The sequence below is a fragment of the Thauera sp. SDU_THAU2 genome (assembly GCF_038260575.1).
Lineage (GTDB): Bacteria > Pseudomonadota > Gammaproteobacteria > Burkholderiales > Rhodocyclaceae > Thauera.
Map to the genome: position 1 here is coordinate 601,248 of NZ_JBBWUN010000003.1, position 25,103 is coordinate 626,350.

At 68.3% G+C, this 25,103-nt stretch carries 21 protein-coding genes; 10 read left to right on the plus strand and 11 right to left on the minus strand.

The window, feature by feature from the left end:
* The first annotated feature begins 1 nt into the window (after position 1).
* Complete coding sequence (locus AAFL97_RS03910; protein WP_341643801.1) at positions 2 to 997, plus strand: LysR substrate-binding domain-containing protein; 996 nt, start codon at positions 2 to 4, stop codon at positions 995 to 997.
* Between the two features lie 136 nt (positions 998 to 1,133).
* On the opposite strand, the gene AAFL97_RS03915 is transcribed toward AAFL97_RS03910, so the two are convergent.
* Entirely contained in the window at positions 1,134 to 2,714 is a 1,581-nt protein-coding gene (locus tag AAFL97_RS03915) for an MFS transporter (RefSeq protein WP_341643802.1), read from the minus strand.
* 321 nt (positions 2,715 to 3,035) lie between these two features.
* Here AAFL97_RS03915 and AAFL97_RS03920 point away from each other — a divergent pair, with 321 nt between their 5' ends.
* The 9 genes from AAFL97_RS03920 to AAFL97_RS03960 are packed head-to-tail and all read left to right on the plus strand — an operon-like array spanning position 3,036 to position 13,348.
* A complete protein-coding gene (locus AAFL97_RS03920; protein ID WP_341643803.1) occupies positions 3,036 to 4,013 on the plus strand; it encodes a bifunctional MaoC family dehydratase N-terminal/OB-fold nucleic acid binding domain-containing protein in 978 nt (325 codons plus the stop codon).
* Between the two features lie 10 nt (positions 4,014 to 4,023).
* Positions 4,024 to 5,157 carry an acyl-CoA dehydrogenase family protein gene (locus AAFL97_RS03925; protein WP_341643804.1) on the plus strand — a complete coding sequence of 378 codons (1,134 nt, stop codon included), beginning with the start codon at positions 4,024 to 4,026 and terminating at the stop codon, positions 5,155 to 5,157.
* On the plus strand, positions 5,129 to 5,548 hold the full coding sequence (locus AAFL97_RS03930) for a MaoC family dehydratase (protein ID WP_341643805.1): 420 nt from the start codon (positions 5,129 to 5,131) through the stop codon (positions 5,546 to 5,548). The genes AAFL97_RS03925 and AAFL97_RS03930 overlap by 29 nt, the downstream gene beginning before the upstream one ends.
* A gap of 19 nt (positions 5,549 to 5,567) precedes the next feature.
* Positions 5,568 to 6,743, plus strand: a complete 1,176-nt coding sequence (locus AAFL97_RS03935) for a lipid-transfer protein (RefSeq protein ID WP_341643806.1) — start codon at positions 5,568 to 5,570, stop codon at positions 6,741 to 6,743.
* A gap of 15 nt (positions 6,744 to 6,758) precedes the next feature.
* Positions 6,759 to 7,925, plus strand: coding sequence for an acyl-CoA dehydrogenase family protein (locus AAFL97_RS03940; protein ID WP_341643807.1), 1,167 nt, complete (start codon positions 6,759 to 6,761; stop codon positions 7,923 to 7,925).
* A gap of 20 nt (positions 7,926 to 7,945) precedes the next feature.
* Positions 7,946 to 9,169: an acyl-CoA dehydrogenase family protein gene (locus AAFL97_RS03945; RefSeq protein ID WP_341643808.1), complete on the plus strand. Its 1,224-nt coding sequence runs from the start codon at positions 7,946 to 7,948 to the stop codon at positions 9,167 to 9,169.
* A gap of 13 nt (positions 9,170 to 9,182) precedes the next feature.
* A complete protein-coding gene (locus AAFL97_RS03950; protein ID WP_341643809.1) occupies positions 9,183 to 10,337 on the plus strand; it encodes an acyl-CoA dehydrogenase family protein in 1,155 nt (384 codons plus the stop codon).
* A 14-nt stretch (positions 10,338 to 10,351) separates the two neighbouring features.
* Entirely contained in the window at positions 10,352 to 11,785 is a 1,434-nt protein-coding gene (locus tag AAFL97_RS03955) for a DHA2 family efflux MFS transporter permease subunit (RefSeq protein WP_341643810.1), read from the plus strand.
* Positions 11,786 to 11,809: 24 nt separating this feature from the next.
* Positions 11,810 to 13,348, plus strand: a complete 1,539-nt coding sequence (locus AAFL97_RS03960; RefSeq protein WP_341643811.1) for an acyl-CoA carboxylase subunit beta — start codon at positions 11,810 to 11,812, stop codon at positions 13,346 to 13,348.
* Positions 13,349 to 13,583: 235 nt separating this feature from the next.
* On the opposite strand, the gene AAFL97_RS03965 is transcribed toward AAFL97_RS03960, so the two are convergent.
* The 10 genes from AAFL97_RS03965 to cofC form a co-directional block, all read right to left on the minus strand.
* Positions 13,584 to 14,612, minus strand: coding sequence for a TIGR03617 family F420-dependent LLM class oxidoreductase (locus tag AAFL97_RS03965; RefSeq protein ID WP_341643812.1), 1,029 nt, complete (start codon positions 14,610 to 14,612; stop codon positions 13,584 to 13,586).
* A gap of 98 nt (positions 14,613 to 14,710) precedes the next feature.
* On the minus strand, positions 14,711 to 16,162 hold the full coding sequence (locus tag AAFL97_RS03970) for a hypothetical protein (RefSeq protein ID WP_341643813.1): 1,452 nt from the start codon (positions 16,160 to 16,162) through the stop codon (positions 14,711 to 14,713).
* On the minus strand, positions 16,155 to 17,333 hold the full coding sequence (locus AAFL97_RS03975) for a sulfotransferase family protein (RefSeq protein ID WP_341643814.1): 1,179 nt from the start codon (positions 17,331 to 17,333) through the stop codon (positions 16,155 to 16,157). The genes AAFL97_RS03970 and AAFL97_RS03975 overlap by 8 nt, the downstream gene beginning before the upstream one ends.
* Before the next feature lie 10 nt (positions 17,334 to 17,343).
* Positions 17,344 to 18,012: a TetR/AcrR family transcriptional regulator gene (locus tag AAFL97_RS03980; RefSeq protein ID WP_341643815.1), complete on the minus strand. Its 669-nt coding sequence runs from the start codon at positions 18,010 to 18,012 to the stop codon at positions 17,344 to 17,346.
* Between the two features lie 213 nt (positions 18,013 to 18,225).
* Complete coding sequence (cysQ, locus tag AAFL97_RS03985) at positions 18,226 to 19,008, minus strand: 3'(2'),5'-bisphosphate nucleotidase CysQ (RefSeq protein ID WP_341643816.1); 783 nt, start codon at positions 19,006 to 19,008, stop codon at positions 18,226 to 18,228.
* 55 nt (positions 19,009 to 19,063) lie between these two features.
* A complete protein-coding gene (gene cysN, locus AAFL97_RS03990) occupies positions 19,064 to 20,971 on the minus strand; it encodes a sulfate adenylyltransferase subunit CysN (RefSeq protein ID WP_341643817.1) in 1,908 nt (635 codons plus the stop codon).
* Position 20,972: 1 nt separating this feature from the next.
* Complete coding sequence (cysD, locus tag AAFL97_RS03995; protein WP_341643818.1) at positions 20,973 to 21,872, minus strand: sulfate adenylyltransferase subunit CysD; 900 nt, start codon at positions 21,870 to 21,872, stop codon at positions 20,973 to 20,975.
* A gap of 99 nt (positions 21,873 to 21,971) precedes the next feature.
* The gene (gene cofH / locus AAFL97_RS04000) at positions 21,972 to 23,123 is read right to left on the minus strand and encodes a 5-amino-6-(D-ribitylamino)uracil--L-tyrosine 4-hydroxyphenyl transferase CofH (RefSeq protein WP_341647089.1); all 1,152 of its coding nucleotides are present in this window, start codon (positions 23,121 to 23,123) and stop codon (positions 21,972 to 21,974) included.
* Positions 23,015 to 24,433, minus strand: a complete 1,419-nt coding sequence (gene cofG / locus AAFL97_RS04005; RefSeq protein ID WP_341643819.1) for a 7,8-didemethyl-8-hydroxy-5-deazariboflavin synthase CofG — start codon at positions 24,431 to 24,433, stop codon at positions 23,015 to 23,017. Before cofG ends, cofH begins: the two co-directional genes overlap by 109 nt.
* Positions 24,415 to 25,098 (minus strand): 2-phospho-L-lactate guanylyltransferase, encoded by a 684-nt coding sequence (gene cofC, locus AAFL97_RS04010; protein WP_341643820.1) that lies wholly within the window; start codon positions 25,096 to 25,098, stop codon positions 24,415 to 24,417. The genes cofG and cofC overlap by 19 nt, the downstream gene beginning before the upstream one ends.
* Positions 25,099 to 25,103 lie beyond the last annotated feature (5 nt).

Genomic DNA, 25,103 nt, shown 5'->3' on the forward strand with positions numbered 1-25,103 from the left:
AATGAACGTCGATTCAAGTATCCTCGCCGGTATGCGCTGCTTCGAAGCAGCAGCTCGCCACCTGAGCTTCACCCGTGCTGCCATTGAGCTGAATTTGACGCAAAGTGCGGTCAGCCAGCAGATGCGACAGCTTGAAGGGCGGCTTGGCTACCCTCTGTTCATTCGGCACCATCGCAGTTTGGTTTTGACCGAGCAGGGGCTTGTCCTCTATGGCTGCGCTACACGCTTTCTTGCTGACTTAGAACAAACTCTTACCAATCTGAATCCGCCCGCCACGCCGCTGCAGATCAGTTGCCTGCCATCGTTTGCAATGCAATGGCTTCTGCCGAGGCTTGTAGACTTTCAGCGTAGGTATCCGGAGATCACGGTTCGTCTGAAAGCAGAGTTCCAAACAGTGGATCGCCCGGCACTCATGTCCGGCGACATTGATTTGGCAATCCGTTACGATCCTGTGGACTATGCCCCTGAATTTCATTCAGAGCCGCTGTTTGATGAATACCTGTTGCCAGTAGCAAGCCCGGACTGGCTGGCAGCGCATGCCGAGTTTTCCTCTGCTGTCTCGATGGAGAACGTCACCCTGCTGCATGATGTAGCGCCCTGGATAGGCGCACCGGAATTCATTGAATGGCGTACTTGGTTCGCCAAGGCGCAACCAGATTTTCCATATGATTTGGAAGGACCACAGTTCAACTTGTCCGTACTGGCTATAGCTGCCGCTCTCAACGGGCAGGGGGTTGCGCTAGGCCGTACCGCATTGATCGCAGATGAAATCCGTAGTGGCCGGCTTGTAGATATCTTCCGGAAGCCAGTGACCGCGCCAGCACGCTATGTCTTGCTGAGGCGCAACCCGGGGGAAAGGCGCACGGAGATCTTTGCTCGTTGGCTACACAACGAATGTGCTGCGTTTGCACTCATGCAACGTGAATTATTCATGTCACCAGAAGCTCGCCCTGATCCAGGTTCATCAGAGTCATCTGGGCGCAGTGTGAGGCAGTAAAGGCGATGTAGGACTGCCGAGCTCTTGCGCAAGAGAGCATGAAGTCCTCAGTGGAATTACTGGCATACGAGCAAGCCCGGCTCTAATTACCACACCACTACTCAAGCACGCCAAAACCATTGCCGTTATCGCCTGCTCAGTCAGTATGCAACTGTGCCTCGCCCGCGGCTGCCGGTCCATGTGTTCGCATCAATTGCAAACTCAATCCCAGTGCCACGGTAATCAGCCCGAGCAACATATACCCCACGTTGCTCAGCGCCGCATTCAGCCCTTCCAGCATCGCCTGATTCATCAGCACATCGGCCGCGAGCCCGGCATCGGCCAATTCGTTTGCCAGCTCGGCCGGCACTTCGCGCGCACGGCTGCCGGCTGCGCGGGCGAGGCCGTCAACCGTGGTCGCATCGAAGCCGAGCGAAGCGGTCTGGCGGGCGATGGCGCTGTGGGTGGCGTGGGCCAGGCTGGCGCCGAAGACGGCCAGCGACAACGATGAGCCGGTGGGGCTGCCGAGGTCGCGGAACATGCTGAACAGGCCGCTGCCGGCGCCCATGTCCTTGGCCGGCACGGCGCCCAGCGCCAGCTTCATGATCGCCGGCGTGTTGCAGCCGATCGACAGGCCCAGGATGCAGGCGATGACGATGATCATCCACAGCGGCGTGTCGACCTCGATGTTCAGGAACAGCAGGGTGCCGATCAGGCTGGCGAGCATCGCGGCGATGGACAGCAGGCGCGGCTCGATGCGGTCCACCAGCCTGCCGGCGATCGGCGAGCTGAGCAGGCCGCTGCCGTACAGGAACAGCGTGACGAAGCCGAACTGCGCCGCGGTGCCGTCCGGACGGCTGTTGATGAAGAAGGCCAGCGAATAGACGATGCCGCTGGCGAAGATCATGTGCAGCCAGTAGATCGCCGAGGGCGTGGCGAAGGCGCGGCGCGACAGCAGGCCGACGTCGATGACCGGGTTCTCGGTCTTGCGGCTGTGCCGCCACAGCAGGGCCAGGCTGCCGGTGCCGACGATGACGATCGCCCAGGTGACGATGGATTCCTTGCCGAAGTTGGTCGCCCAGGTGGGCAGCGACAGCAGCGCGGCGATGACCGCGAACAGCAGCATCGCGCCGGTATGGTCGAAAGCGGAACGGGCCTTGGCGGGGGCGATTTCCGGTACCAGCAGGCGCACCGGCAGCAGTCCGGCCAGGGTCAGTGCGCCGCTGATCCAATACACGCTGGGCCAGCCGAGGCGGTCGATCAGCAGGCCGCCGAGCAGGCCGCCCGAGGCCGCGCCGAAGGTCATCGTGAAGGCGAGGACGCCCAGCGCCAGGCCGCGCTTGTTGTCCGGGAACAGGTGGGCGGCATAGGCAAACACGCCGGGCAGGATGCAGGCCGCGCCCAGGCCCTGGACGAAGCGCGCGGCGAGGAAGAGGCCGAAGTCCGGCGCCCAGGCCGCGGCGAACTCGGAAACCGCGAAGACCAGCATGCCGATGCTGAGGATCCGCTTGCGTCCGTACTCGTCGCCGAGCCGGCCCATGATCGGCGCGAACACCGTCAGCGCCAGCGAATACAGGATCAGCACCAGCGCTGCCATGTTGACCTGGATGCCGAAGTGGCGGGTCACGCTCGGCAGCGCCGGGGCCTGGAAGGCGGCGGCCTCGATCGTGATGAAGGTGCCGAACAGCAGGGCGGCATACACGGCCCATGCCTTTCGCGTGTCGATGCGCGATTCCATGCGGGAGTCTCCGGGGGCGGCGCATGCGGGTGCGCGCCGCCTTTGTGCCGGGCGGATGGTCGGTGCCGTGGGGTGGGGGCACATCGTCTGATGGGACTAAGCCGGGCTCGGAAAGTGACAAGTGAGTGGCAAGTGAGCAGCGGCGAATGTCGAGCCCCGCCGCGCTTGTCCATCGTCCGTTCAGACGAAGTGCTGTCCTCCCTGCTGCTCTTAGACTCGCCGCAGGTGCTGTGAAAGAGGTACTGCGCTGTTGCGGCAGTCTCTTTCGGCAGCGGAAATCTGCAGGCGCGGCAGTGCCTGGCACAACAGCAGGAGACGAACTTGGCTGAACAGGAATGGATGTCCGAAGTGCGTGCCAAGGTGGGTCGCGAGTACGGTCGCGTCTACGCCTGGGACGAGGTCAATGCGCCGATGATCCGGCAGTGGTGCGAGGTGATGGGCATCGACAACCCGCTCTACACCGATGCGGCCCATGCCGCCGCCAGCGAATTCGGCGGCATCGTCGCGCCGCCGGCGATGCTGCAGGCCTGGTGCCTCGAAGGCCTGCACATGAACAATTACGCGCCGGGATCGACCGACGAGAACCCCTACGAAGTGCTGAAGACGATGGAGGCCCACGGCTACCCTTCGGTGGTGGCGGTGAACTCCGATCTCAGCTTCGAGCGCTACCTGAAGCTGGGCGAAAAGCTGTACTACACCACCCGGCTCGATTCGATCGGCGAGGAAAAGACTACCGCGCTCGGCACCGGCTTCTTCGTCACGCTGATCATGACTTTCTTCTCGCAGAAGGCCGAAGGCGACGAGAAGGTCGGCCAGTTGCTGTTCCGCGTGTTCAAGTTCCGCCCGGCCAATGTGCCCAAGCCGGCGGAGAAGGGCGCGGCGCCGGCGCAGCCCAAGTACAAGCGGCCCCAGCCCGGCGTCAGCGACGACACCCGCTTCTTCTGGGAAGGCGTGCAGGCCGGCAAGCTGCTGATCCAGCGCTGCACCTGCTGCGGCACGCTGCGCCATCCGCCGGCGCCGGTGTGCATCGACTGCCATTCCTTCGACTGGGACACGGTCGAGGCCTCGGGCAAGGGCGAGGTCCATTCCTTCGTCGTCATGCACTACCCGGAGGTGCCGCCGTTCGAGCATCCCAATCCGATCGGGCTGATCGACCTCGACGAAGGCGTGCGCCTGGTCGCCGGCTTGGTCGGCGTTAAGCGCGACGAGATCGAGATCGGCCAGCGCGTGCAGGTCGAGTTCCAGTCCTTCGACGACGGCGAGCTGACCTTGCCGATGTTCCGTCCGGTCGCGGGCTGAGGAGGCGGACATGGACTTCCAGTTGAGCGAGGATCAGCGCGCGATCGCCGACATGGCCGGCAGCCTGTTCGCCGACCTGTGCACCGACGAGCGCCTGCGCGCCTTCGATGCCGCCGGCGAGCCCTACATGGCCGATTTGTGGGCCAAGTGCGTCGAAACCGGCCTGCATTCGCTGGCCATTCCGGAAGAGGCCGGCGGCAGCGGCCTCGGCATGACCGAACTGATGCTGGTGCTCGAAGCCCAGGGCCGGAGCCTGGGCCAGGTGCCGCTGTGGCGCCACCAGCTCGGCGCCGCGACGCTGGCCCGCTTCGGCGGCGCCGAAGGCGCGGAAATCGCCGCCGCTGCGGCGGAAAGCAAGCTTTTGATCACGCTGTCGCTCGACGGCGCCGCGCGTGCCGAAGGCATTGCGCTGCGGGCGCGGCGCGACGGCGAGGGCTGGCTGCTCGATGGTCTCGTCCGCGCCGTGCCGCTGGGCACCGAGGCCTGCCGTGCGCTGCTGCTGGCCGAGACCGGCGAGGGCCCGCGGCTGGTGCCGGTGGATCTGCGCGCTGACGGCATCGGCAAGCTCGCCGGCGTGCTCACCCACGGCGAGGCGGTGGCCGACCTGCGCTTCGACGGCCTGCGGCTGACTGCCGCGGCGGTGCTGCCGCAAGCCGCGCTGCCCTGGCTCGAGCAGCGCGCCATCGCCGCGCTGGCCGCGCTGCAGCTCGGCGTCAGCAGCGAGCAGTTGAGCCGTACCGTCGCCTACATCAACGAACGCCGCCAGTTCGACCGTGCCATCGCCACCTTCCAGGCGGTGCAGATGAGCATGGCCGACGCCCGCATCGCCATCGAGGCGCTGCGCTCGGTGCTGTGGCAACTGGTGTACCGGCTCGACGCCGGGCTGCCGTCGCCGTCCGAGGCGCTGGCGGTCAAGTACCTCGCCGCCGAATGCGGCCACCTCGTCGGCCACAAGGCGCAGCACGTGCATGGTGGCATCGGCGTCGATCTCACCTACCCGATCCACCGCTACCTGTACTGGAGCCGCGCGATCGGCATCACCCTGGGCGGCAGCGCCGCCACGCTCGAACGACTCGGCGACTGGCTCGCCAACAACGACAAGCTGGGATGGAAATATGACCTCGAAGAACAGCAAGCGCTTTGACGACGTGCGCCCCGGCGAGGCGCTGCCCGAGCTGGCGATCCCGATCACGACGACGCTGATCGCCTCGTGCGCGATCGCCACGCGCGACTACTTCCCCGGCCACCACGACATGGAAGCCGCGCAGCAGCTCGGTTCGCCGCACGTGTTCATGAACATCCTGACCACCAGCGGCCTGGCCCAGCGCTTCGTCGAAGCCTGGGCCGGCCCGGCGGCGCGCTTCAAGGATCTGCGGATCAAGCTCGGTGCGCCCAACTACCCGGGCGACACCATGACTTTCAGCGGCGAAGTCGTCCGCGCCGACGCGGCCAGCCGCGAGGTGGACGTCGCGCTCAAGGGCAAGAACTCGATGGGCAGCCACGTGACCGGCACGGCCACGCTGGTGCTGCCCTGACATGCGGAGAACAGCACACATGACGGACATCTCCATTTCCGGCCGCGCCGCCATCGCCGGCCTGGGCGCGACCGAATTTTCCAAGAACTCCGGCCGCACCGAACTGCGCCTGGCGATGGAAGCGACGCTGGCCGCGCTGGCCGACGCCGGCATCGACCCGTCCGAGGTCGAAGGCTTTTCGTCCTACACCATGGACAAGGTGCCGGAATACGAAATCGCCCGCCTGCTCGGCTGCAGGAACGTCAAGTTCTTCTCCACCGTGCCGCACGGCGGCGGCGCCGCCTGCGCACCGATCCTGCACGCGGCGATGGCGGTGGCGACCGGCGTGGCCAAGGCCGTGGTGGTGTATCGGGCGATGAACGAGCGTTCCTGGTACCGCTTCGGCACCGGCACCTACGGCTTCGGCTCGACGCCGATCTTCGAGAACGTCAACTACGGCTGGTACATGCCCTACGGCTTCCACACCCCGGCGGCCTGGGTGGGCATGTTCGCCCGCCGCTACATGCACGCCTACGGCGCCACCAGCGAGGACTTCGGCCGCGTCTCGGTCGCGGTGCGCGACTTCGCCGCCACCAACCCGGCGGCCTTCTTTTACGGCAAGCCGATCACGCTGGAAGAGCACCAGGCGTCGAAGTGGATCGCCGAGCCGCTGCGCCTGCTCGACTGCTGCCAGGAATCCGACGGCGCGGTGGCGATGGTCATCACCTCGGCCGAGCGCGCCCGCGACCTGAAGCAGAAGCCGGTCATCATCAAGGCCGGCTCGCAGGGCATCACCAGCGGCCAGCAGAGCATGACCTCCTACTACCGCGACGACATCACCGGCCTGCCGGAAATGGGCGTGGTGGCGAAGGAGCTGTACGCCCAGTCCGGCCTCGGCCCCGACGCCTTCCAGACCGCGGTGATCTACGACCACTTCAGCCCCTTCGTGCTGCCCCAGCTCGAGGAGTTCGGCTTCGTCAAGCGCGGCGAGGCCAAGGACTTCATCCGCGCCGGCCAGCATGCCCGCGGCGGCGCGCTGCCGATCAACACCCACGGCGGCCAGCTCGGCGAGGCCTACATCCACGGCATGAACGGCGTCGCCGAAGCGGTGCGCCAGGTGCGCGGTACGGCGGCCAACCAGGTCGCCGGCGTCGACAACGTGCTGGTCACCGCCGGCACCGGCGTGCCCACCAGCGGCCTGATCCTGGGCGCCTGACAAGGAGAGCGGACGATGTTCGTCGATCTGACCCCGGAACAACGCGCGCTGCGCCTGAAGGTGCGCGACTACTTCCAGAACCTGATGACGCCCGAGCTGCGCCGCGAACTGCGCGGCAAGGAAGGCGGCGCGCTGTACCGCGACACCATCCGCCGCATGGGCGCGGACGGCTGGCTGGCGGTGGGCTGGCCGAAGGCGCACGGCGGCCAGGGCTACGCCGCCACCGAGCAGCTGATCTTCTTCGAGGAAGCCAACATCGCCGGCGCGCCGCTGCCCTTCGTCACCATCAGCACCGTCGGCCCGGCGCTGATGGAGCACGGCACCGAGCTGCAGAAGAAGACTTTCCTGCCCGGCATCGCCGCCGGCGAGATCATGTTCGCCATCGGCTATTCCGAACCCGAGGCCGGCTCCGACCTCGCCACGCTGAAGACCAGCGCCCGGCTCGACGGCGACCACTTCGTCGTCAACGGCAACAAGCTGTGGACCTCGGGCGCCGAAGCCGCCGACTACGTCTGGCTGGCGGCGCGCACCGACCCGGCGCTGCCGCGCCACAAGGGCGTGTCGATCCTGATCCTCGACACCCGCGCCGAAGGCTTCTCGCACACCGTCATCCCGACCTGCAGCAACCCGACCGCGGCGACCTACTACGACAACGTCAAGGTGCCGCGCGACATGCTGGTGGGCGAGCTCAACGGCGGCTGGAAGCTGATCACCGCGCAGCTCAACCACGAACGCCTGGGCCTGGGCTCATGGTCGGACAAGGTCGCCGGGCTGTACCGGCGCGTGCTGCTGTGGGCCAGGACGGCGGACGAGAACGGCCGCCGGGCGGTCGACCGGCCCTGGGTGCGCAGCCTGCTTGCCGAATGCTACGCCCGGCTCGAAGCGATGCGGCTGATCAACTTCCGCATCGCCGCCGGCCTGGAAAGCGGCCAGGTGGACGTGGCGCTGGCCTCGTCGACCAAGGTCTATGGCTCCGAGTCGGCGGTCGAGATCCTGCGCAAGCTGTCGGAAATCGTCGGCGCCAGCGGCCTGGTGCGCGACGGCTCCGCCGCCGCCGCGCTGCTCGGCGAGCTGGAATACGAAGTGCGCGCCTCGGTCACGCTGACCTTCGGCGGCGGCACCAATGAGATCCAGCGCGAACTGGTGGCACAGTTCGGCCTTGGCATGCCGCGTTCGCGCTGAACCACGCACAGGAAGACGACATGAGCACCCTCGAAGATTTCCGCCGCGAAACCCGGGCCTGGCTCGAAGCCAACTGCCCGCCGTCGATGCGCACGCCCATGCCCGACGGCGAACTGGTGTGGGGCGGCAGCACGGTCGAGTTCAGCTCGGCAGACCAGCGCCTGTGGTTCGAGCGCATGCGCGACAAGGGCTGGTTCTGCCCCGACTGGCCGGCGGAGTACGGCGGCGGCGGGCTGACGCCCGAACAGAGCGCGGTGCTCGAAAGCGAGCTGCGCCGCCTGCGCTGCCGGCCGCCGCAGATCAACCTCGGCATCTGGATGCTCGGCCCGGTGGTGCTGGAATTCGGCAGCGAGGAGCAGAAGCGCGAGCTGCTGCCGCCGATGGCGCGCGGCCAGGTGCGCTGGTGCCAGGGCTTCTCCGAACCCAACGCCGGCTCCGACCTGGCCAGCCTCAAGACCTCGGCGGTCGATGCCGGGGATCATTTCCTCGTCAATGGCACCAAGATCTGGACCTCCTACGGCGACAAGTCCGACTGGATGTACATGCTGGTGCGCACCAACCCCGAGGTGCCCAAGCAGCAGGGCATCAGCCTGCTGGTGGTGGACATGAAGTCGCCCGGCATCGAGGCGCGGCCGATCGACCTGATCAGCGGCAAGTCCTCGTTCTGCCAGGTCTTCTTCGACAACGTCAGGGTGCCCAAGCGCCAGCTCGTCGGCCCGCTGGACGGCGGCTGGACGCTGGCCAAGGCGCTGCTGCAGCACGAGCGCCGGGCGATGTCGAAGTTCGGCGAGTTCAGCCTGCCGACGCATTTCGACCTGCTGTCGATCGCCGGCCGCTACCTGCCGCCGGCGGCTTCGCCCTCGCCGGCCGACCTCGCGCTGCGCCATCGCGTCCATGCGATGGCGATGGACGAGATGGCCTACAGCCTCAGCGCCCAGCGCATGGGCGAGGAGGCGCGAGCGCGGCGCAACGTGTCCGGCCTGATGGCGATCATGAAGCTGGTGCATTCCGAGCAGGAGAAGGACAAGTTCGAACTGCTGCTCGACGTGCTCGGCCATCGCGCGCTGGGCTGGGAGGATGAGGCTTGCGAAGCCTTCGAGGCGCAGGAGCTGGCGCTGGCCAGGGCCTGGCTCGGCAGCTTCGCGCAGACCATCGCCGGCGGTTCGTCCGAAGTGCAATTGAACGTGATCGCCAAGCGGGTGCTGGAACTGCCCGAAGGCAATGCCGGCAGGCAAGGCAAGTGAGGAGGCAGCCGCCATGAGTCTGGTTTATTCCGAAGAGCAGCAGCTGCTGGCCGACACCGCCGCCGAATTCCTGCTGGCGAAGAGCCCGGTCGCCGCCCAGCGCGCCTTGCGCGACGCCGGGGCGGCCGAAGGTTTCGATACCGCGCTGTGGCGCGAGATGGCCGACATGGGCTGGAGCGCGATTCCCTTTCCCGAAGCGCTCGGCGGCCTGGCCTTCGGCTGCAAGGGCCTGGGCGCGGTGTTCGAGCAGATCGGCCGCAACCTGTCGGCCTCGCCGCTGCTGTCGAGCGTGGTGCTCGGCGGCGCGGTCCTCGAGCTGGCCGGCAGCGAAGCGCAGCAGGCCGAGTGGATGGCGGCGCTGATCGGCGGCGACAGGCGCATCGCGCTGGCGGTCGACGAGTCGCCCCGGCACGACCCCGCCGCCATCGTGCTGCGGGCTGAAGCCAATGCGGACGGCTACCTGCTGAACGGCAGCAAGGCCTTCGTCGCCGATGGCGTCGGCGCCGACGCCTATGTCGTCGCCGCGCGCAGCGCCGGCCGGGCGGGCGAGCGGACCGGCATCAGCCTGTTCCTGGTGCCGGCCGATGCGCCTGGCCTGCGGGTGTCGCCGATGCGGACGCTGGATTCGCGCAACCACGCGGTGCTGGTCCTGGACGGTGTGCAGCTCGGCGCCGGGGCCTTGATCGGTACCGCAGGCGCGGGTTTCGAGGTGCTCGACGCGGCGCTGGACCGCGGCCGTGTCTGCCTCGCGGCCGAACTGCTCGGCGCCTCGCAGGCGCTGCTGGACATGACCGTCGAGTACCTGAAGACGCGCGTGCAGTTCGACGTGCCGATCGGCAGCTTCCAGGCCTTGCAGCACCGCGCCGCGTGGTGCCACGTCCATCAGGAACTGGCGCGCAGCGCGGTGATGGCCGGCCTGGCGGCGATGGACGATCCGGGGCTCGATGCGGCCGCGCGTGCGCGCCTTGCGAGCCTGGCGAAATGGAAGGCCGGCGATGCCGCCCACCGCATCAGCCGCGAGGCGGTGCAGATGCACGGCGGCATGGGCGTCACCGACGAACTCGACGTCGGCCTGTTCCTGAAGCGCATCCGCGTCGCGCAGGCCAGCCTGGGCGACGGCGATTTCCACGTCCAGCGCTACGGCGAACTCGCGACCGCGGAGGACTGAGGCGAGACGCGCCGATGAGCTGGCTTCCGCAGGCCCGGCCGCGCGACGAACTGCTGGCCCGCCATGGCGAGTCCTTCAAGTGGCTGGTGCTGGCCGTGGTCGGCGTCGGCACGATCGCGGCGGTACTGGCGACGACCAGCTTCAACGTCGCCGTGCCGGCGCTGAGCATGGACTTCGGCCTCGGCCAGCACCAGGTGCAGTGGGCGATCACCGGCTTCCTCGCCGCGCTCACCGTCGCCATGCTGCCGACGCCGTGGCTGCTCGACCGCATCGGCTTCCGCCGGCTCTTTCTCGGCGCCAACCTGCTGCTCGGCCTGGCCAGCGCCGCCGGCGCGCTGGGCGACAGCTTCGGCTTCGTCGTCGGCATGCGCGTGCTGCAGGGCGTGGCCGCCGGGCTGCTGCAGCCGCTGCCGATGCTGGCGGTGATGCGGCTGTTCCCGGCCGGCAGCCAGGGACGGGCGCACGGCATCCTCGCCTTCGGCATCGTGCTGGCGCCGGCGGTGGCGCCGGCGCTGGCGGGCCTGCTGCTGGACAGTTTCGGCTGGCCGGCGATCTTCCTGATGAGCCTGCCGTTCTGCGTCATCGCCGGCGTCGCCGGGCTCTACCTGCTGCCCAGCCCCGAGCCGGCGGCGCCACAGCCTTTCGACTGGTTCGGCGTCGGCATCCTGTGCGCCGGCTCGCTGCTGGCGATCGATTTCATCGTCAGCCTGCGCAAGCATGGCCTGCTCGATCCCTGGGTGCTGTCGCTGCTCGCGCTGACGGCGCTGTGCATCATCGCTTTCGTCGTCCATGCGCGCCGCGCCGCCGCGCCGATCGTGTCGCTGGGCCTGCTCACCGAACGCAATTTCGCCATGACCGGCGTAGTGACGCTGGTCTATGGCTTCGGCCTCTACGGCTCGACCTACCTGATTCCGGTCTTCCTGCAGAGCGCGCTCGGCTACGACGCCACGCTGGCCGGGCTGGCGCTGCTGCCTTCGGGCCTGCTGCTGGCGGTGGTGATCCCGTTCGCCGGCGTGCTGACCGACCGCCATTCGCCGCGCGTCGTGATGGCCTGGGGTTTGCTGCTGTTCGGCCTGTCCTTCCTGCTGTTCGCCTGGCGCGGCGCCGGCGCCGGCTACGCCGAAGTGATCGCCTTCAGCCTGATCGGCCGCTTCGGCCTCGGCCTGACGATTCCGGCGCTGATGGTCGCGACCATGGCGCGCGTGCCGCCGCCGTGGCTGGGCCAGGCCTCGATGGTCAGCAACTACAACCGCCAGCTCGGCGGCGTGCTCGGCGTGGCGGTGGTGGCGGTGTTCGTCGAGTGGCGTTCGGCGGTTTCGGCGCGCTCGAAGGCGGCCTGCAGCTCGCCTACGTCGAGGCTTTCCTGCTGCTGGCGCTGGTGTTCGGCCTCGCGCTGGCGGTGGCGATGCGCATGGAGCCGCGGCTGCGCTGAAATGCCGGGCAAATGAAGAAAAACACACGGAGACATTCAGGTGACGACGGAACATACGGAAGGAATGGAACACCCGGAGTGGGGCCCGATCCTGCAGGGCCTGCAGCAGCGCCGCGCGGCCGCCGAGGCCATGGGCGGCGAGGACAAGGTGCAGCGCCATCGCGCCGGCGGCAAGCTGGATGCCCGCCAGCGCCTCGAGCGCCTGTTCGATGCCGGCACGTTCGTCGAGCTGGGCGCCTTCGTCGGCGGCATGGCGGGTGAAGATGGCGCGGCCATTCCGGCCGATGCCCTGGTCGCCGGCTTCGGCAAGGTGGATGGCCGGCCGGTGCTGGCCGGCGCCGAGGACTTTACCGTGCTCGGCGGCTCGATCGGCGACGGCGCCGCGGACAAGCGCTACCGGCTGACCCAGCTCGCTGCGCAGGAGCGCGTGCCGCTGGTGTTCATGCTCGAAGGCGCCGGCCACCGCCTGACCAACAGCCACGCGGGCCGGCGTCCCAACGACCTGCAGGGTCTCGCCGACCTCTCCGGCCAGGTGCCGATGGTCTGCCTGGTGATGGGGGCCGCGGCCGGACACGGCGCGTTGACGGCGCCGATGTCGGACTTCGTCGTCATGACCGAGGCCGCCTCGATGTTCGCCGCCGGCCCGCCGCTGGTGAAGGCCGCCACCGGCGAGGCGGTGAGCAAGGAACAGCTCGGCGGCCCGCAGGTGCATGTGGCGGCGTCCGGCGTCGCCCACAACCTCGCCGCCGACGACGAGGCCGCGATCGGACTGGCTCGCCGCTACCTGTCCTACTTCCCGTCGAATGCCTGGGAGCGGCCGGCCCGCAAAACCGAAGGCGACGTCGGCGAGCGCAGCCTGGACGGCATTCTCGATCTGGTCAGCCCCAATTCGCGCAAGCCCTACCGGATGCGCAAGGTGCTGCAACTGTTGGCCGACGAAGGCAGCCTGCTGGAGATACAGCCGAAGTTCGGCGCCTCGGTGGTGGTGGCGCTCGCCCGCCTGGGCGGGCGCAGCGTCGGCATCGTCGCCAACGACCCCAGCGTGATGGCGGGCACCATCGATGCCGACGGCGCCGACAAGGCCACCCATTTCATGGACGTGGCCGGCGCCTTCCACCTGCCGATGATCTTCCTCGCCGACAACCCCGGCGTCATGAGCGGGACGCGGGCCGAGCAGTCGGGCGCGCTGCGCCACGCCGCGCGCATGTTCGTCGCCCAGCGCCGGCTGCAGGTGCCCAAGCTGCACGTCACCTTGCGCAAGGCCTTCGGCTTCGGCTCGTCGATCATGGCGATGAACCCTTTCGACGGCCAGACCCTCAGCCTGGCCTTCCCCGCGGTGACGCTGGGTTCGTCGCCGGCGGCCAGCGGCGCGGATTCGGCCAAGCTGGACGAGGCCACCCGGGCCAGGATCGAAGCCGAGCAGGCCGGCGGCTCCTACCAGTTGGCGGATCGCATGGTCTATGACGACGTGATCGACCCGCGCGAGCTGCGCAATGCGCTGCTGCGTGGCCTGGAACTCGGCGAGGGGCGTTTTGCCGAAGCCTGCGGGCCGAGGCGGGTCGCGGGCATCACGCCGTGAGCGGCTAGCTCGCGGTTCTCCGCCCCGGCCGGGCGTTTCTTTGCCGATCGCTCGCTATCGAATCTCTGGACAGGTTCGTCATGCCCGCGAAGGCGGGCATCCAGTGAATCCCAAGGCCTTGCAGTCGAAGGCGCTGGACTCCCGCCTTCGCGGGAGCGACGAACAAGAGCCGATTTTTCAGAGCTTCCTCAGAAAGGAAGAGGGACGCCCGCCCCGCGGGCGCGGCACCCGATGTTCAGCGCCAGGCCCGGATCGCCGCGATCGCTTTTGCTGCCGCCGCGTCGTGGGCCGGGTCGTTCGGCACCGTCAGCGTGATGCGGTCGACCAGGCCGCCGAAGCGCGACGCCAGGCGCTCGGGCAACTGGTCGTAGCGGCTGGAAACCAGGAAGGTGTCGAGCACTTCGTCGGTGAAGATCGAGGGCATGTCCTTCCAGCGCTTCTCGCGGGTCAGCGCGAGCAGGCGTTCGCCGACGTCCTGCCAGCCGAACAGCTCCAGGCTGGCCCAGTAGGCCGGGGTGGAGAACAGGAAGGCGAGCATGTCGCGGAAGCGTTCGCGCTCGGCGGCGACGGTGGCATCGTCCGGGCCGGTGGCGACGAACTGGCTGGCGCTGACGAGCGGGCGGGCGCGGGCCGGGTCGCGCTGTTCCACGCCGACGGCGATCTGCGGCAGGATGATTTCCTTCAGGTAGCGCACCGAGGTGTTGGTCGGGTGGGTGTGGATGCCGTCCGCGCTCCGGCCGACCAGCTCCAGCATCTTGGGGCCGACGGCGCCGAGCATCAGCGGCACGTCGGGGGCGTCGATCGGGCCGGGGTTGAAGAAGGGCTGCAGGCGGGTGAACTTGTAGTGCTCGCCGACGTAGTCGAGCGGCTCGCCGGTGCGGAAGGCGTGGAAGATGGCGCGCAGCGAGCCGAGGTATTCGCGCATGCCGGCGGCCGGCGGCAGCCAGCGCGCGGAATAGCGGTCCTCGATGTTCTGCTTGATCTGCGTGCCCATGCCGAGCTCGAAGCGGCCGCCTGACATCTTCTGCAGATCCCAGGCGGCGAGGGCGACGTTCATCGGGCTGCGCGGGAAGACGATCAGTACCGAGGTGCCGACCTTGAGCCGGCTGGTGGCCGACAGCGCCTGGCAGGCCAGCAGCAGGCCGTCGTGGACCGCGTCGGAAACGAACAGGCCGTCGTAGCCCATGGCTTCGACGCGGCGGGCGAACGCGCCCATGTCGGCCAGATTCAGGTTTTCCGGGGTGGAGGCGAAGATCTCGAACATGAAGGCTCCAGGAGAGGGCGGAGTCAGAGGGCGGAGTCGGGGAATAGCAGGGGCCGCGAGGGAGACAGGAGCGCTCCCCGGCGGCGGGCATGAAGCGGTCAGTGCTGGCGGTAGCGGCGCTGCACGTGTTCCTGGCGGATCGCGATCTGGCGGCGGCGCTCCTGCGGCGTGATCGTGCGCGTCTCCGCCGGCAGGTGTTGGGCCACGTCGGCCAGCGGCACTTTCTTCGCCGTCGCCCAGGGCAGCTTGTCCATCGGCTTTTCCGGGTAGGCCCAGCGGATCGCCATGTAGCCTTCGGGCTGGCCGGTGGTGTCGAGCCAGTTGGCGATGCCCGGGTCGCGGTGCGAGATCACGAAGCGGTAGACGTTGTCGGCATCGCGGTGGGCCTGCAGGCCGCTGAGGCTGCTCTGGTAGTTGGCGAAATCGAGCGACTCGCCCCAGATGTTGCCCAGGCTGAAGCCGATGTAGACCGGCTCGACCGGCTGGTGCAGCTCGACCACCAGGGCTTCGTCGTCCGCCAGCTCGAACATGCCGCCGCAATAGACGTTGGTGGCCATGCCGCCGGCGGTGGCGAGCGAGGCGGCATTGGGCTTGTTGACGTCGTTGCGCGGCATGAAGCACTTGCCGTCGCCGTTCATGTCGCCGTAGCACTCGCACACCACGGCATAGAACTCGTTCCAGAAATGCACCTGGTTGCGGGTGAAGCGGCCGATGTCGGCGATCTGCCTGGCTGCGGCTTCGGGCGTGTAGGCCGGCATCGGCTGGCCGAGCAGGTCGTTGCGGTAGATGAAGAGTTCGAGCAGGTCCTCGTTTTCCCAGTCGCAGAACAGTTCGCGCAGCATCACCAACTGGCTGACGTATTCGCGCGTCTCGCTGACGCCGTCCTTGTTCCTGCGCGTGCGGCTGGCGCGGGTGAGCATGAAGTTGCCTTCGTAGCCGGGCGGTTTTTCCGGCGCTAGCAGGATCTCGAAGCTGCCGTCGGCCTCGACTTTCAACTCGGTGCAGTCGAGCTCGGCGCAGTTGATGCGCGAGCCCGGCTTCAGTTCCTTGAGGCTGCCGCTTTCGCCCGAGTAGCCGCTCGGCGCTTCGAAGATCACGTAGTGCGGCGCCTTGCGCACGCCGGGTGCCGCCTGTCCGCCGCGCCAGGCGCTGGTGTCGCCGGCGCGGCCGCGGATGGTGTAGCTGTGATTGCCGTCGATCGGCGCCATCAGGTAGATGGCGTCGCAGTTGTCGATGGTCGAGCGGTTGAGCGGCTGGATCGCGCGCACGAAGTAGGGAAACTCGGGTGTCGGGCCGAGACAGCGCGAGAGCGAGCCGTACAGGAAGCCGAGCACGTAGCGGTAGCCTTCGGCGAGGTTGCGCGGTGTTGCCGGCGGCGGCCACAGCCTGGGGTCGTCGATCGCGTCGCGGGCTTCCTGCAGTTGCCCGATCATGCCGTCCCAGGCCTGGCGCAGCAGCGCGGCGGCATCCCGGGTGGCGGGGTCGCGGGCTTCGGCGTGGGCCTCGACGGTCTCGAACACGGCGTCGTGCAGGGGATTGGGTTCATACATGGGCCGTCTCCTTGGCTTCCTGGCTGGCCGCCGGGGCGTTCTCGTCCCAGCGGAATCGTTCGAACAGCGGCGCCAGCCGCCGGCGGATCTCGCCGTCGTCCAGGCCGAACTCGGCGAGGCTGTAGCGGTGCTCGGTCTCGTGCTTGCGGCTGCGGGCCGCTTCGGCATCGAGGAAGGCAGAGAAGGCCGGCGTGAGCTCGAGGCCGAGCTCGCGATAGACGTCCTCGATGGCCGCCTTCGGCTCGCTGGTGAGGCGCCGGTAGTCGATGACCGCGTAAGGCGTTTCCGGGTGGCGCTGCAGTACTTCGAGCGGATACAGGTAGGTCTCGTACGACAGCCCGGTCATCACCTCGTTGGACCTGCGGATGCGCTCCTGCGACAGGTTGCCCTGCAGCTTCCAGCCGACGTTGAGCAGCTTCAGCAGGCTGGGGATGGTTTCGTAGGGATTGCGGTAGAGCACGACGAAGCGCGCATCCGGAAAGGCTTCGAGCAGCGACTCGACGCGGCCGCAGTAGGTCGGGTTCTTGCTGAGGTGGATGCGCCGGCCGCCGTTCAGGTAGAGCTGGCGGCGCACGCATTCCTTGTAGAACTTCATCATGCGGCGGCGGCTGGCGGCGGGGCGCCGGTCGATGTGGAAGAAGTCCAGCTCGCTCATGTAGGGCAGCTTGGTCAGCCAGAAGCCCGAGGCGCAGGAGTTGAAGTACATCAGGTCGTCTTCTTCCGGGATCGTCAGCCCCATCTTGTGGATGTGCTGGGTGGGGCCGAACTTGCGCTTTTCCCAGGCCTGCAGCCGGCGCTCGATGCGGCGGCCGAACAGCCCGGCGTCGAGCCGGGCGACCAGGCGCACCAGCTTCTTCTGCAGCAGCGAAGGCAGCAGCAGCTCGTAGTACTTGAAGGTGGAAAAGCGCTCGTCGGCGCCCATCAGGCGGTGGGCCAGCGTGGTGCCGCTGCGGGCGTGGCCGATGATGAACACCGGGCGCTCGACGCGGGTGCGCCACAGGCCGGGGAACAGGATGCCGTCGAGGAAGAAGCAGACGGCGGTGACGCCCGCGCGCAGCGGAATGTGCAGCAGCAGGAGTTTGTACAGGCCGCGGCGCTGGCGCGGGTTGCTTTCCTGGCGAACCAGCCGCAGCAGCTTGAACCAGACGGTGAAATCGAAGTAGTACGACAAGCCAGTCTCCTTATTTTCCGGTGTCCGGGCCGGCTTCGCCGGGCATCTTCTTGAGGTAGCGGACGAGCATCGCGTGCAGCTCGTCGACGAAAGCCTGGCTCAGGATCAGCTCGGGGTTGCGGTCCAGCGTGGCGTGGATCGTGCCTTCGAGCGTGCTGGCCACCATCTGTGCCGCCAGCCCGAAGTCCTGCACGCGCAGCGCGTCGCGATGGGCTTCGAGCGCCGACGGCAGCCATTCGGCGGTGGTGGGCTTGTTGGGGTACTTCCGCCGCGAATAGGCCTCGAAGTCGTATTTCCAGTGGATTTCGAGATAGAAATCCTGCAGCTGCAGGTAGAGCCGGCGGTGGCGGGCGACCTGCTCGTCGACGAAGAAGCCGAGCGTGGCGTCGAGCGAAGCCTTGGCCAGCGCGATCGCCTGGCGGTCGAGGCGCCTGATCTCGTCGAGCTCGGAGGTCAGCAGCTCGTTGCAGATGTCGGCGGCGATCGCATGCTTGTCGGCGTAGTACTGGTACAGGCTGCCGATGCTGATGCCGGCGACCTCGGCGATGCGGTTGGTCGTCAGCCGCGCATGTCCCTCGTTCTTCAGGATGCGCAGGGCTGCCTCCCGGATCGCCGTCAGCGTGGCGGCTGCGCGCGATTGGGTCGGACTGCGGCGAAGGGGAGAAGGGTTGGAGGTCATGGGGTTTTCCTGCTGGCGGGTGCGGTCCATTTGAGCAAACGGCCATTGGCCTGGCTACTCGCATTCGGACTAGGGGGCGCTGCGCTTTTTGTGCAATAAATCGTGTGAAAACAGCGGCTTGCGAAAGACGTAGGATTGCTGTTCGCATAAACTGAGCAAAGCTCGGTTTTTCGGGCGCAGGACGGGGCCGGGGAGCGCCGTCCTGCGCTGCCCTCAGGCGGCGTCCGGCGCGCCCCAGGCGGCGAAATGCGGGTTGGCGAAGTCCGCCTTGCCGTAGCGCAGCGGGCTGCCGTCCAGGGTGTGCACGCAGCCGCCGGCGGCGCGCAGCACGGCATCGCCGGCGGCGATGTCCCATTCCATGGTGCGGCCCAGGCGCGGATAGACGTCGGCTTCGCCGGCGGCCACCAGGCACAGCTTGAGCGAGGAGCCGGCATTGGTCTGCTCGGCGACCTTGCGGCCGGCAAGGAAGGCGGCCAGCGCCTCGGCATCGCCGTGCGAGCGGCTGGCGACGACGGTCAGGCCTTCGGCGGGCGGCTGGCGGGCGGCGATCGGGCGGCGCACGCCCTTGTCCTCGACGAAGGCGCCCAGTCCGGCGCCGCCGGCGAACAGGCGGTCGAGCGCGGGCGCGAAGACGACGCCGAGCACCGGCCGGCCGTGTTCGATCAGCGCGATGTTGACGGTGAACTCGCCGTTGCGGCCGATGAACTCCTTGGTGCCGTCGAGCGGATCGACCAGCCAGAAGCGTTCGCCGACCGCGGGAATGCGGCCGGCGGCGGCCTCTTCCTCCGACACGGCCGGCACGTCCGGCGCCAGGCGGGCGAGTTCGGGCAGGATCAGGGCCTCGGCGCGTTCGTCGGCCTCGGTGACGGGCGAGGCGTCGTCCTTGCCGCGCACGGCGAAGTCGGTGGCGTAGATCCGCATGATGGCGTCACCGGCGGCGCGGGCGAGCGGCAGCAGGGCGTCGAGCAGGGCGGAATGGTCGGGCGGTCGGGTCATGGGTATTCCTCGGATGTGTGCAGGCCGCCCCGCGGCGGGCGGGGCGGCAGCGGCTTCAGTCTGCGATGATGCCGCGCTGGCGCAGTGTGGTGATGACCGCGTCGGCGGCGGCTTCGAGCGACAACTGCGCGGCGTCGAGCTTCAGTTCCGGCGTCTCGGGCGCCTCGTAAGGCGAGTCGATGCCGGTGAAGTTCTTCAGTTCGCCGCGGCGGGCCTTCTTGTACAGGCCTTTCGGGTCGCGTGACTCGGCCACTTCCAGCGGCGTGTCGACGAAGACTTCGATGAACTCGTCCTCGGCGACCAGCGCGCGCGCCATGCGCCGTTCCGACTTGAACGGCGAGATGAAGGCGGTCAGCACGATCAGGCCGCAGTCGACCATCAGCTTGGCGACTTCGCCGACGCGGCGGATGTTCTCGACGCGGTCGGCATCGGTGAAGCCCAGGTCCTTGTTCAGGCCGTGGCGCACGTTGTCGCCGTCGAGCAGGTAGGTGTGATGGCCGAGCGCATGCAGCTTCTTTTCCACCAGATTGGCGATCGAGGACTTGCCGGCGCCGGACAGGCCGGTGAACCAGAGCACGCAACTCTGCTGGTGCTTCAGCGCCGAGCGCGCCGCCTTGTCGACATCGACATGCTGCAGGTGGATGTTGTGCGCGCGGCGCAGCGCGAAGTGCAGCAGGCCGGCGCCGACGGTGTTGTTGGACAGGCGATCGATCAGCGTGAAGCCGCCGGTGTCGCGGTTGTCGCGGTAGGCGTCGAAGGCGATCGGGCGGTCGAGGCTGAGGTTGCACACGCCGATCGCGTTCAGCTCCAGCTTCTTGGCGGCGATGTGCTCGAGCGTGTTCACATTGACCTGGTACTTGATGTCGGTGATCGTCGCCGTCACCGTCTTGGCGCCGATCTTGAGCAGGTAGGGGCGGCCGGGCAGCAGCGGCTCGTCGTGCATCCAGACGATGGTGGTCTCAAACTGGTCGGCCACTTCGGCGGGCGCCTCCACGGTCGAGATCATGTCGCCGCGCGAGATGTCGATCTCGTCGGCCAACGTCAGCGTCACCGACTGGCCGGCGACCGCCCGTTCCAGGTCGCCGCCGTGGGTGACGATGCGGGCCACCGAGCTTTCGCGCCCGGAAGGCTGGACGCGGATGCGCTGGCCCGGCGAGATCGCGCCGCCGGCGATGGTGCCGGCGAAGCCGCGGAAATCCAGGTTGGGCCGGTTGACCCATTGCACCGGCAGGCGGAAGGCCGTGTGCTGCAGGCGGCTGTCGTCGACTTCCACCGTTTCCAGATAGCCCATCAGCGTGCTGCCGTGGTACCAGGGCATGGCTGCGCTCGGCGCGGTGATGTTGTCGCCGCGGAAGGCGGACAGCGGGATGAAGCTCACGTCCTCGATGCCGATACGGGCGGCGAATTCGCGGTAGTCGTCGACGATGCGGGCGAACACCTGCTCCGAGTAATCGACCAGATCCATCTTGTTGACGGCGACGACGACGTGGCGGATGCCGAGCAGCTTGGCCAGGTAGCTGTGGCGGCGGGTCTGGGTCAGGATGCCCTTGCGCGCATCGACCATCAGGATGGCGACGTCGGCGGTGGAGGCGCCGGTGACCATGTTGCGGGTGTATTGCTCGTGCCCCGGCGTGTCGGCGACGATGAACTTGCGCTTGTCGGTGGAGAAGAAGCGGTAGGCGACGTCGATGGTGATGCCTTGCTCGCGCTCCGCGGCGAGGCCGTCGACCAGCAGCGCGAAGTCGATCGCCTCGCCCTGGGTGCCGTACTTCTTCGAATCGCTTTCGACCGCGGCGAGCTGGTCTTCGAACAGCATCTTGGCGTCGTACAGCAGGCGGCCGATCAGCGTGCTCTTGCCGTCGTCCACGCTGCCGCAGGTGATGAAGCGCAGCAGGCTCTTGTTCTCGTGCGCTTTCAGGTACTGATCGATGTCGGTGGCGATCAGGTCGGATACGTGTGCCATGTCAGAAGTACCCCTCTTGTTTCTTCTTTTCCATCGATGCCGCGGAGTCGTGGTCGATCATGCGGCCCTGGCGTTCGGAGCTGCGGGCCAGCAGCATTTCCTGGATGATGGCCGGCAGGGTGTCGGCTTCGGATTCGATCGCGCCGGTCAGCGGGTAGCAGCCCAGGGTGCGGAAGCGCACCTTCTTCTGCATCGGCACTTCGCCCGGCTTCAGCGGCATGCGCTCGTCGTCGACCATGATCAGCGTGCCGTCGCGCTCCACCACCGGACGTTCGGCGGCGTAGTACAGCGGCACGATCGGGATGTTCTCGAGGTGGATGTATTGCCAGATGTCGAGCTCGGTCCAGTTCGACAGCGGGAACACCCGGATCGACTCGCCCTTGTGCTTGCGGGCGTTGTAGAGCTTCCACAGCTCGGGGCGCTGGTTCTTCGGGTCCCAGCGGTGCTGCGCGCTGCGGAAGGAGAACACGCGTTCCTTGGCGCGCGACTTCTCCTCGTCGCGGCGGGCGCCGCCGAAGGCCGCGTCGAAGCCGTACTTGTCCAGCGCCTGCTTCAGGCCCTCGGTCTTCATGACGTCGGTGTGGATCGCCGAGCCGTGGGTGAAGGGGTTGATGTCCTTGTCGATGCCATCGGGGTTGACGTGCACCAGCAGCTCCATGCCGGTCTCGCGCACCATGCGGTCGCGGAAGCGGTACATGTCCTGGAACTTCCAGCGCGTATCGACGTGCAGCAGCGGGAAAGGCGGTACCGCCGGGTAGAAGGCCTTCATCGCCAGGTGCAGCATCACCGCGCTGTCCTTGCCGATGGAGTACAGCATCACCGGCTTGTCGGCCTCGGCCACCACTTCGCGCAGGATGTGGATGCTCTCGGCTTCGAGACGTTGTAGATGGGTCAGTGTCATGGGTTCTCCAGCCTGCATGCAGGTTTCGGGGACGTAGGGGCACCCGCCGCGCGGTATTGCCGCGCGGTGAAGTGCGTGAAGCGAAGGGAAGGGAAAAACTCAGGCGCTGCTGTGGAGCGCGATCACGCGCCTGGCCGCAGACTCGGGTGGCGGTATGGCGCAGTCGGTGCGGGGAGTGCCGGCTGCTGCCGCATCCGGCGCCAGGACTTCGTACAAGGTGTTGCGCTGCTGCAGCGGGCGGCCGCAGCTTGCGGCGATGGCGCGCAGGTCGCCGGTTTCCATCGACTGGCCGTTGGCGCCGCCGGCGGCGCGGGTGATCGATTCGTACATCAGCGTGCCGCCGAGGTCGTTGGCGCCGGCTTGCAGGCACAGCGCGGCGCCGGCGGCGCCCATCTTCACCCACGAGGTCTGGATGTTCGGGACCAGCGGGTGCAGCACCAGCCGGGCGACGGCGTGCATCAGCACCGCTTCGCGCAGCGTCGGGCCGGAGCGGGCGCCGCCCTTGTGCCACAGCGGCGATTCCATATGCACGAAGGGCAGCGGCACGAACTCGGTGAAGCCGCCGGTCCTGGCCTGCAGCGCGCGGATCGCCAGCAGGTGGCGCGCCCAGTGCCGCGGCTCCTCGACGTGGCCGAACATGATCGTCGCCGTGCTGCGGATGCCGACCTCGTGCGCAATCTCCATCACTTCCAGCCATTGCGCGGTGTCGAGCTTGTCGGCGCAGATGCGGGCGCGCACTTCGTCGTCGAGGATTTCGGCGGCGGTGCCCGGCAGCGTGCGCAGGCCGGCGTCGCGCAGGCGGAGCAGGTAGTCGCGCAGCGGCAGGCCGAGCGTGGCGGCGCCGTGGCGGATCTCGAGCGGCGAGAAGGCGTGGATGTGCATCGCCGGCGTCGCCTGCTTCACCGCCGCCAGCAGTTCGAGATAGCTGTCGCCTGTGTAGTGCGGGTGGATGCCGCCCTGCATGCAGACTTCGGTGGCGCCGCGCAGCCAGGCTTCCTCGGCGCGGGCGGCGACCTGGGCGGCGTCGAGCCGGTAGGCGGGGCCGCGCAGCGTCGACGCGGCGTGGCTCTTGGCGAAGGCGCAGAAGCCGCAGCGGTGCTGGCAGATGTTGGTGTAGTTGATGTTGCAGTTGCGCACATGGCTCACGGCCTCGCCGGCGGTCTGCCGGCGCAGGCGGTCGGCGGCGTCGATGACCGCGTGCAGCTCGTCGCCGTGGGCGTCGAACAGGCGGACGATGTCGTCTTCGCCCAGTGTGCGGCCCTGCTCGGCGCGTTCGATCGCCGCGCGGAGGGGGCGGATACAGAGGCGGAGGCAGCGGATGACATCGCCGCCGCTCGCCGCGCGAAAGGCTGCAGCGCCGCGGCCGAAGGCGGCGTGCCGGTGCCCGCCAGCCAGTCGTCGGGCCGGGCGAAGCCGCTGGCGTCGGCGCGGCGCAGCAATGCCGTGGCGATCGGCGCCGGCACCCAGCGCGCCGCTTCGCGCACGTAGGACGGCACCAGCGGCAGGCGCAGCCGCAACTGGCGGCCATGCAGCGCGGTTTCGGCGGTGAGGGCGTCGATCTGCGGCCAGGCGGCTTCCGGATTGACGTGGTCCAGTGTGACCGGCGAGATGCCGCCCCAGTCGTTGATGCCGGCGCGCAGCAGCGCTTCCAGTTCGCCGGGGCGCAGGTTGGGCGGCGCCTGGATCGACATCGCTGCGCCGAACACCAGGCGCGCCATCGCGATCGTCCATGCGTGATCGTCCAGCGCCGGTTCTTCTGCGCCGGCCATCACCGTGCCGGGCTTGGCGCGGAAGTTCTGCACGATGATTTCCTGCAGGTGGCCGTATCGGCGGTGCAGCTCGCGCAGCGCGAGCAGCGAATCGATGCGCTCGCGGCGGGTCTCGCCGATGCCGATCAGGATGCCGGTGGTCATCGGCACGCCGAGCTCGCCGGCGCGGCGCAGGGTGTCGAGGCGCACGCCGGGCAGCTTGTCCTCGCATTTCCAGTGCGGGCCGCCGCGCTCGCACAGGCGGGTGGAGGAGGATTCGAGCATGATGCCCATCGAGGCCGACATCGGACGCAGCAGGGCGATTTCGTCCGTGTCCATCGTTCCCGGATTCACGTGCGGCAGCAGTCCGGTTTCGCGCTGGACCAGCGCGGCCATTTCGGCCAGGTAGCCGATGGTCGAATCGTGGCCGAGCGCGGCGAGGGCATCGCGGGCGACCCGGTAGCGCGACTCGGGGCGCTCGCCCAGCGTGAACAGGGCTTCGTGGCAGCCGGCGGCGACGCCGGCGCGGGCGATGGCGAGGACTTCGTCGGCGCTCAGGTAGGCGCTCGGCACGCGGCCCGGCGTGGTGGCGAAGGTGCAGTAGCCGCAGGTGTTGCGGCACAGCCTGGTGAGGGGGATGAAGACCTTGCGCGAATAGCCGACGTTGCGGCCGTGGCCCGCCAGCGTCATGGCTTCGGCGGTGCCGAGCAGGGCGGCCTGCGGTGCCTGTTCGGCGAGCAGATGGATGTCGTCGTTCGCCAGCATGCCGCCGCTGCGGGCATGGTCGAGCAGGCTCAGGATGCGGTCAGGCATGGCACGGTTCTCCGGCTGGCGGTGGGTTGGGCAAGAAGCGGGGACGAAGGCGAGGCGAAGGCCGCGGTGCCGGTGGCGGGGGCCGTGAGGCAGGCCAGGTCGTCCGGGGTGTCGATGTCGAGCGCGAGTCCGCCGATCCGCGGCAGCGCCGGCGACAGGCCGCGGGCGCGGGCAGCCGCCAGGTGGCGGGCCAGGCTGTGCGGGCCGAAGGCGAACGGGAATCCGCTGACGGGAAAGCCGGCGGCCCCGCCGATCAGCAGGGCATTGGTGCCGCTGCCGTGGCGATCCGCGGCCAGCGCCATGCCGGCCGGGCGGCCGGCGCGGACAAAGCGGTCGATGTCGCCGGCCTGCACGCCGGGCAGGTCGGCATGGACGATCAGCAGCTCGCTTGCGCCGAGCGCCCACAGCATCGCAGCACCGTCGCCGAGCGCGGCATTGAGCCCGCGGCCGGCATCCGGCAGCGTCAGCACGCCGGCAGGCAGGCGCGCCGGTTCGCCGGTCACGACGGCGACATGGTCGATTTCGCGCGCGGCGGCGAGCGCGGACAGCACCTGGCCGAGCATCGCATCGACCAGCTCGGCGCGGCTCGCAGCGTCCAGCAGGCCGGCCAGCCGGCTCTTGCCGAGCTGGCGTGCCTTCAGCGGCACCAGGGCCCAGCGGCTCATGGGCG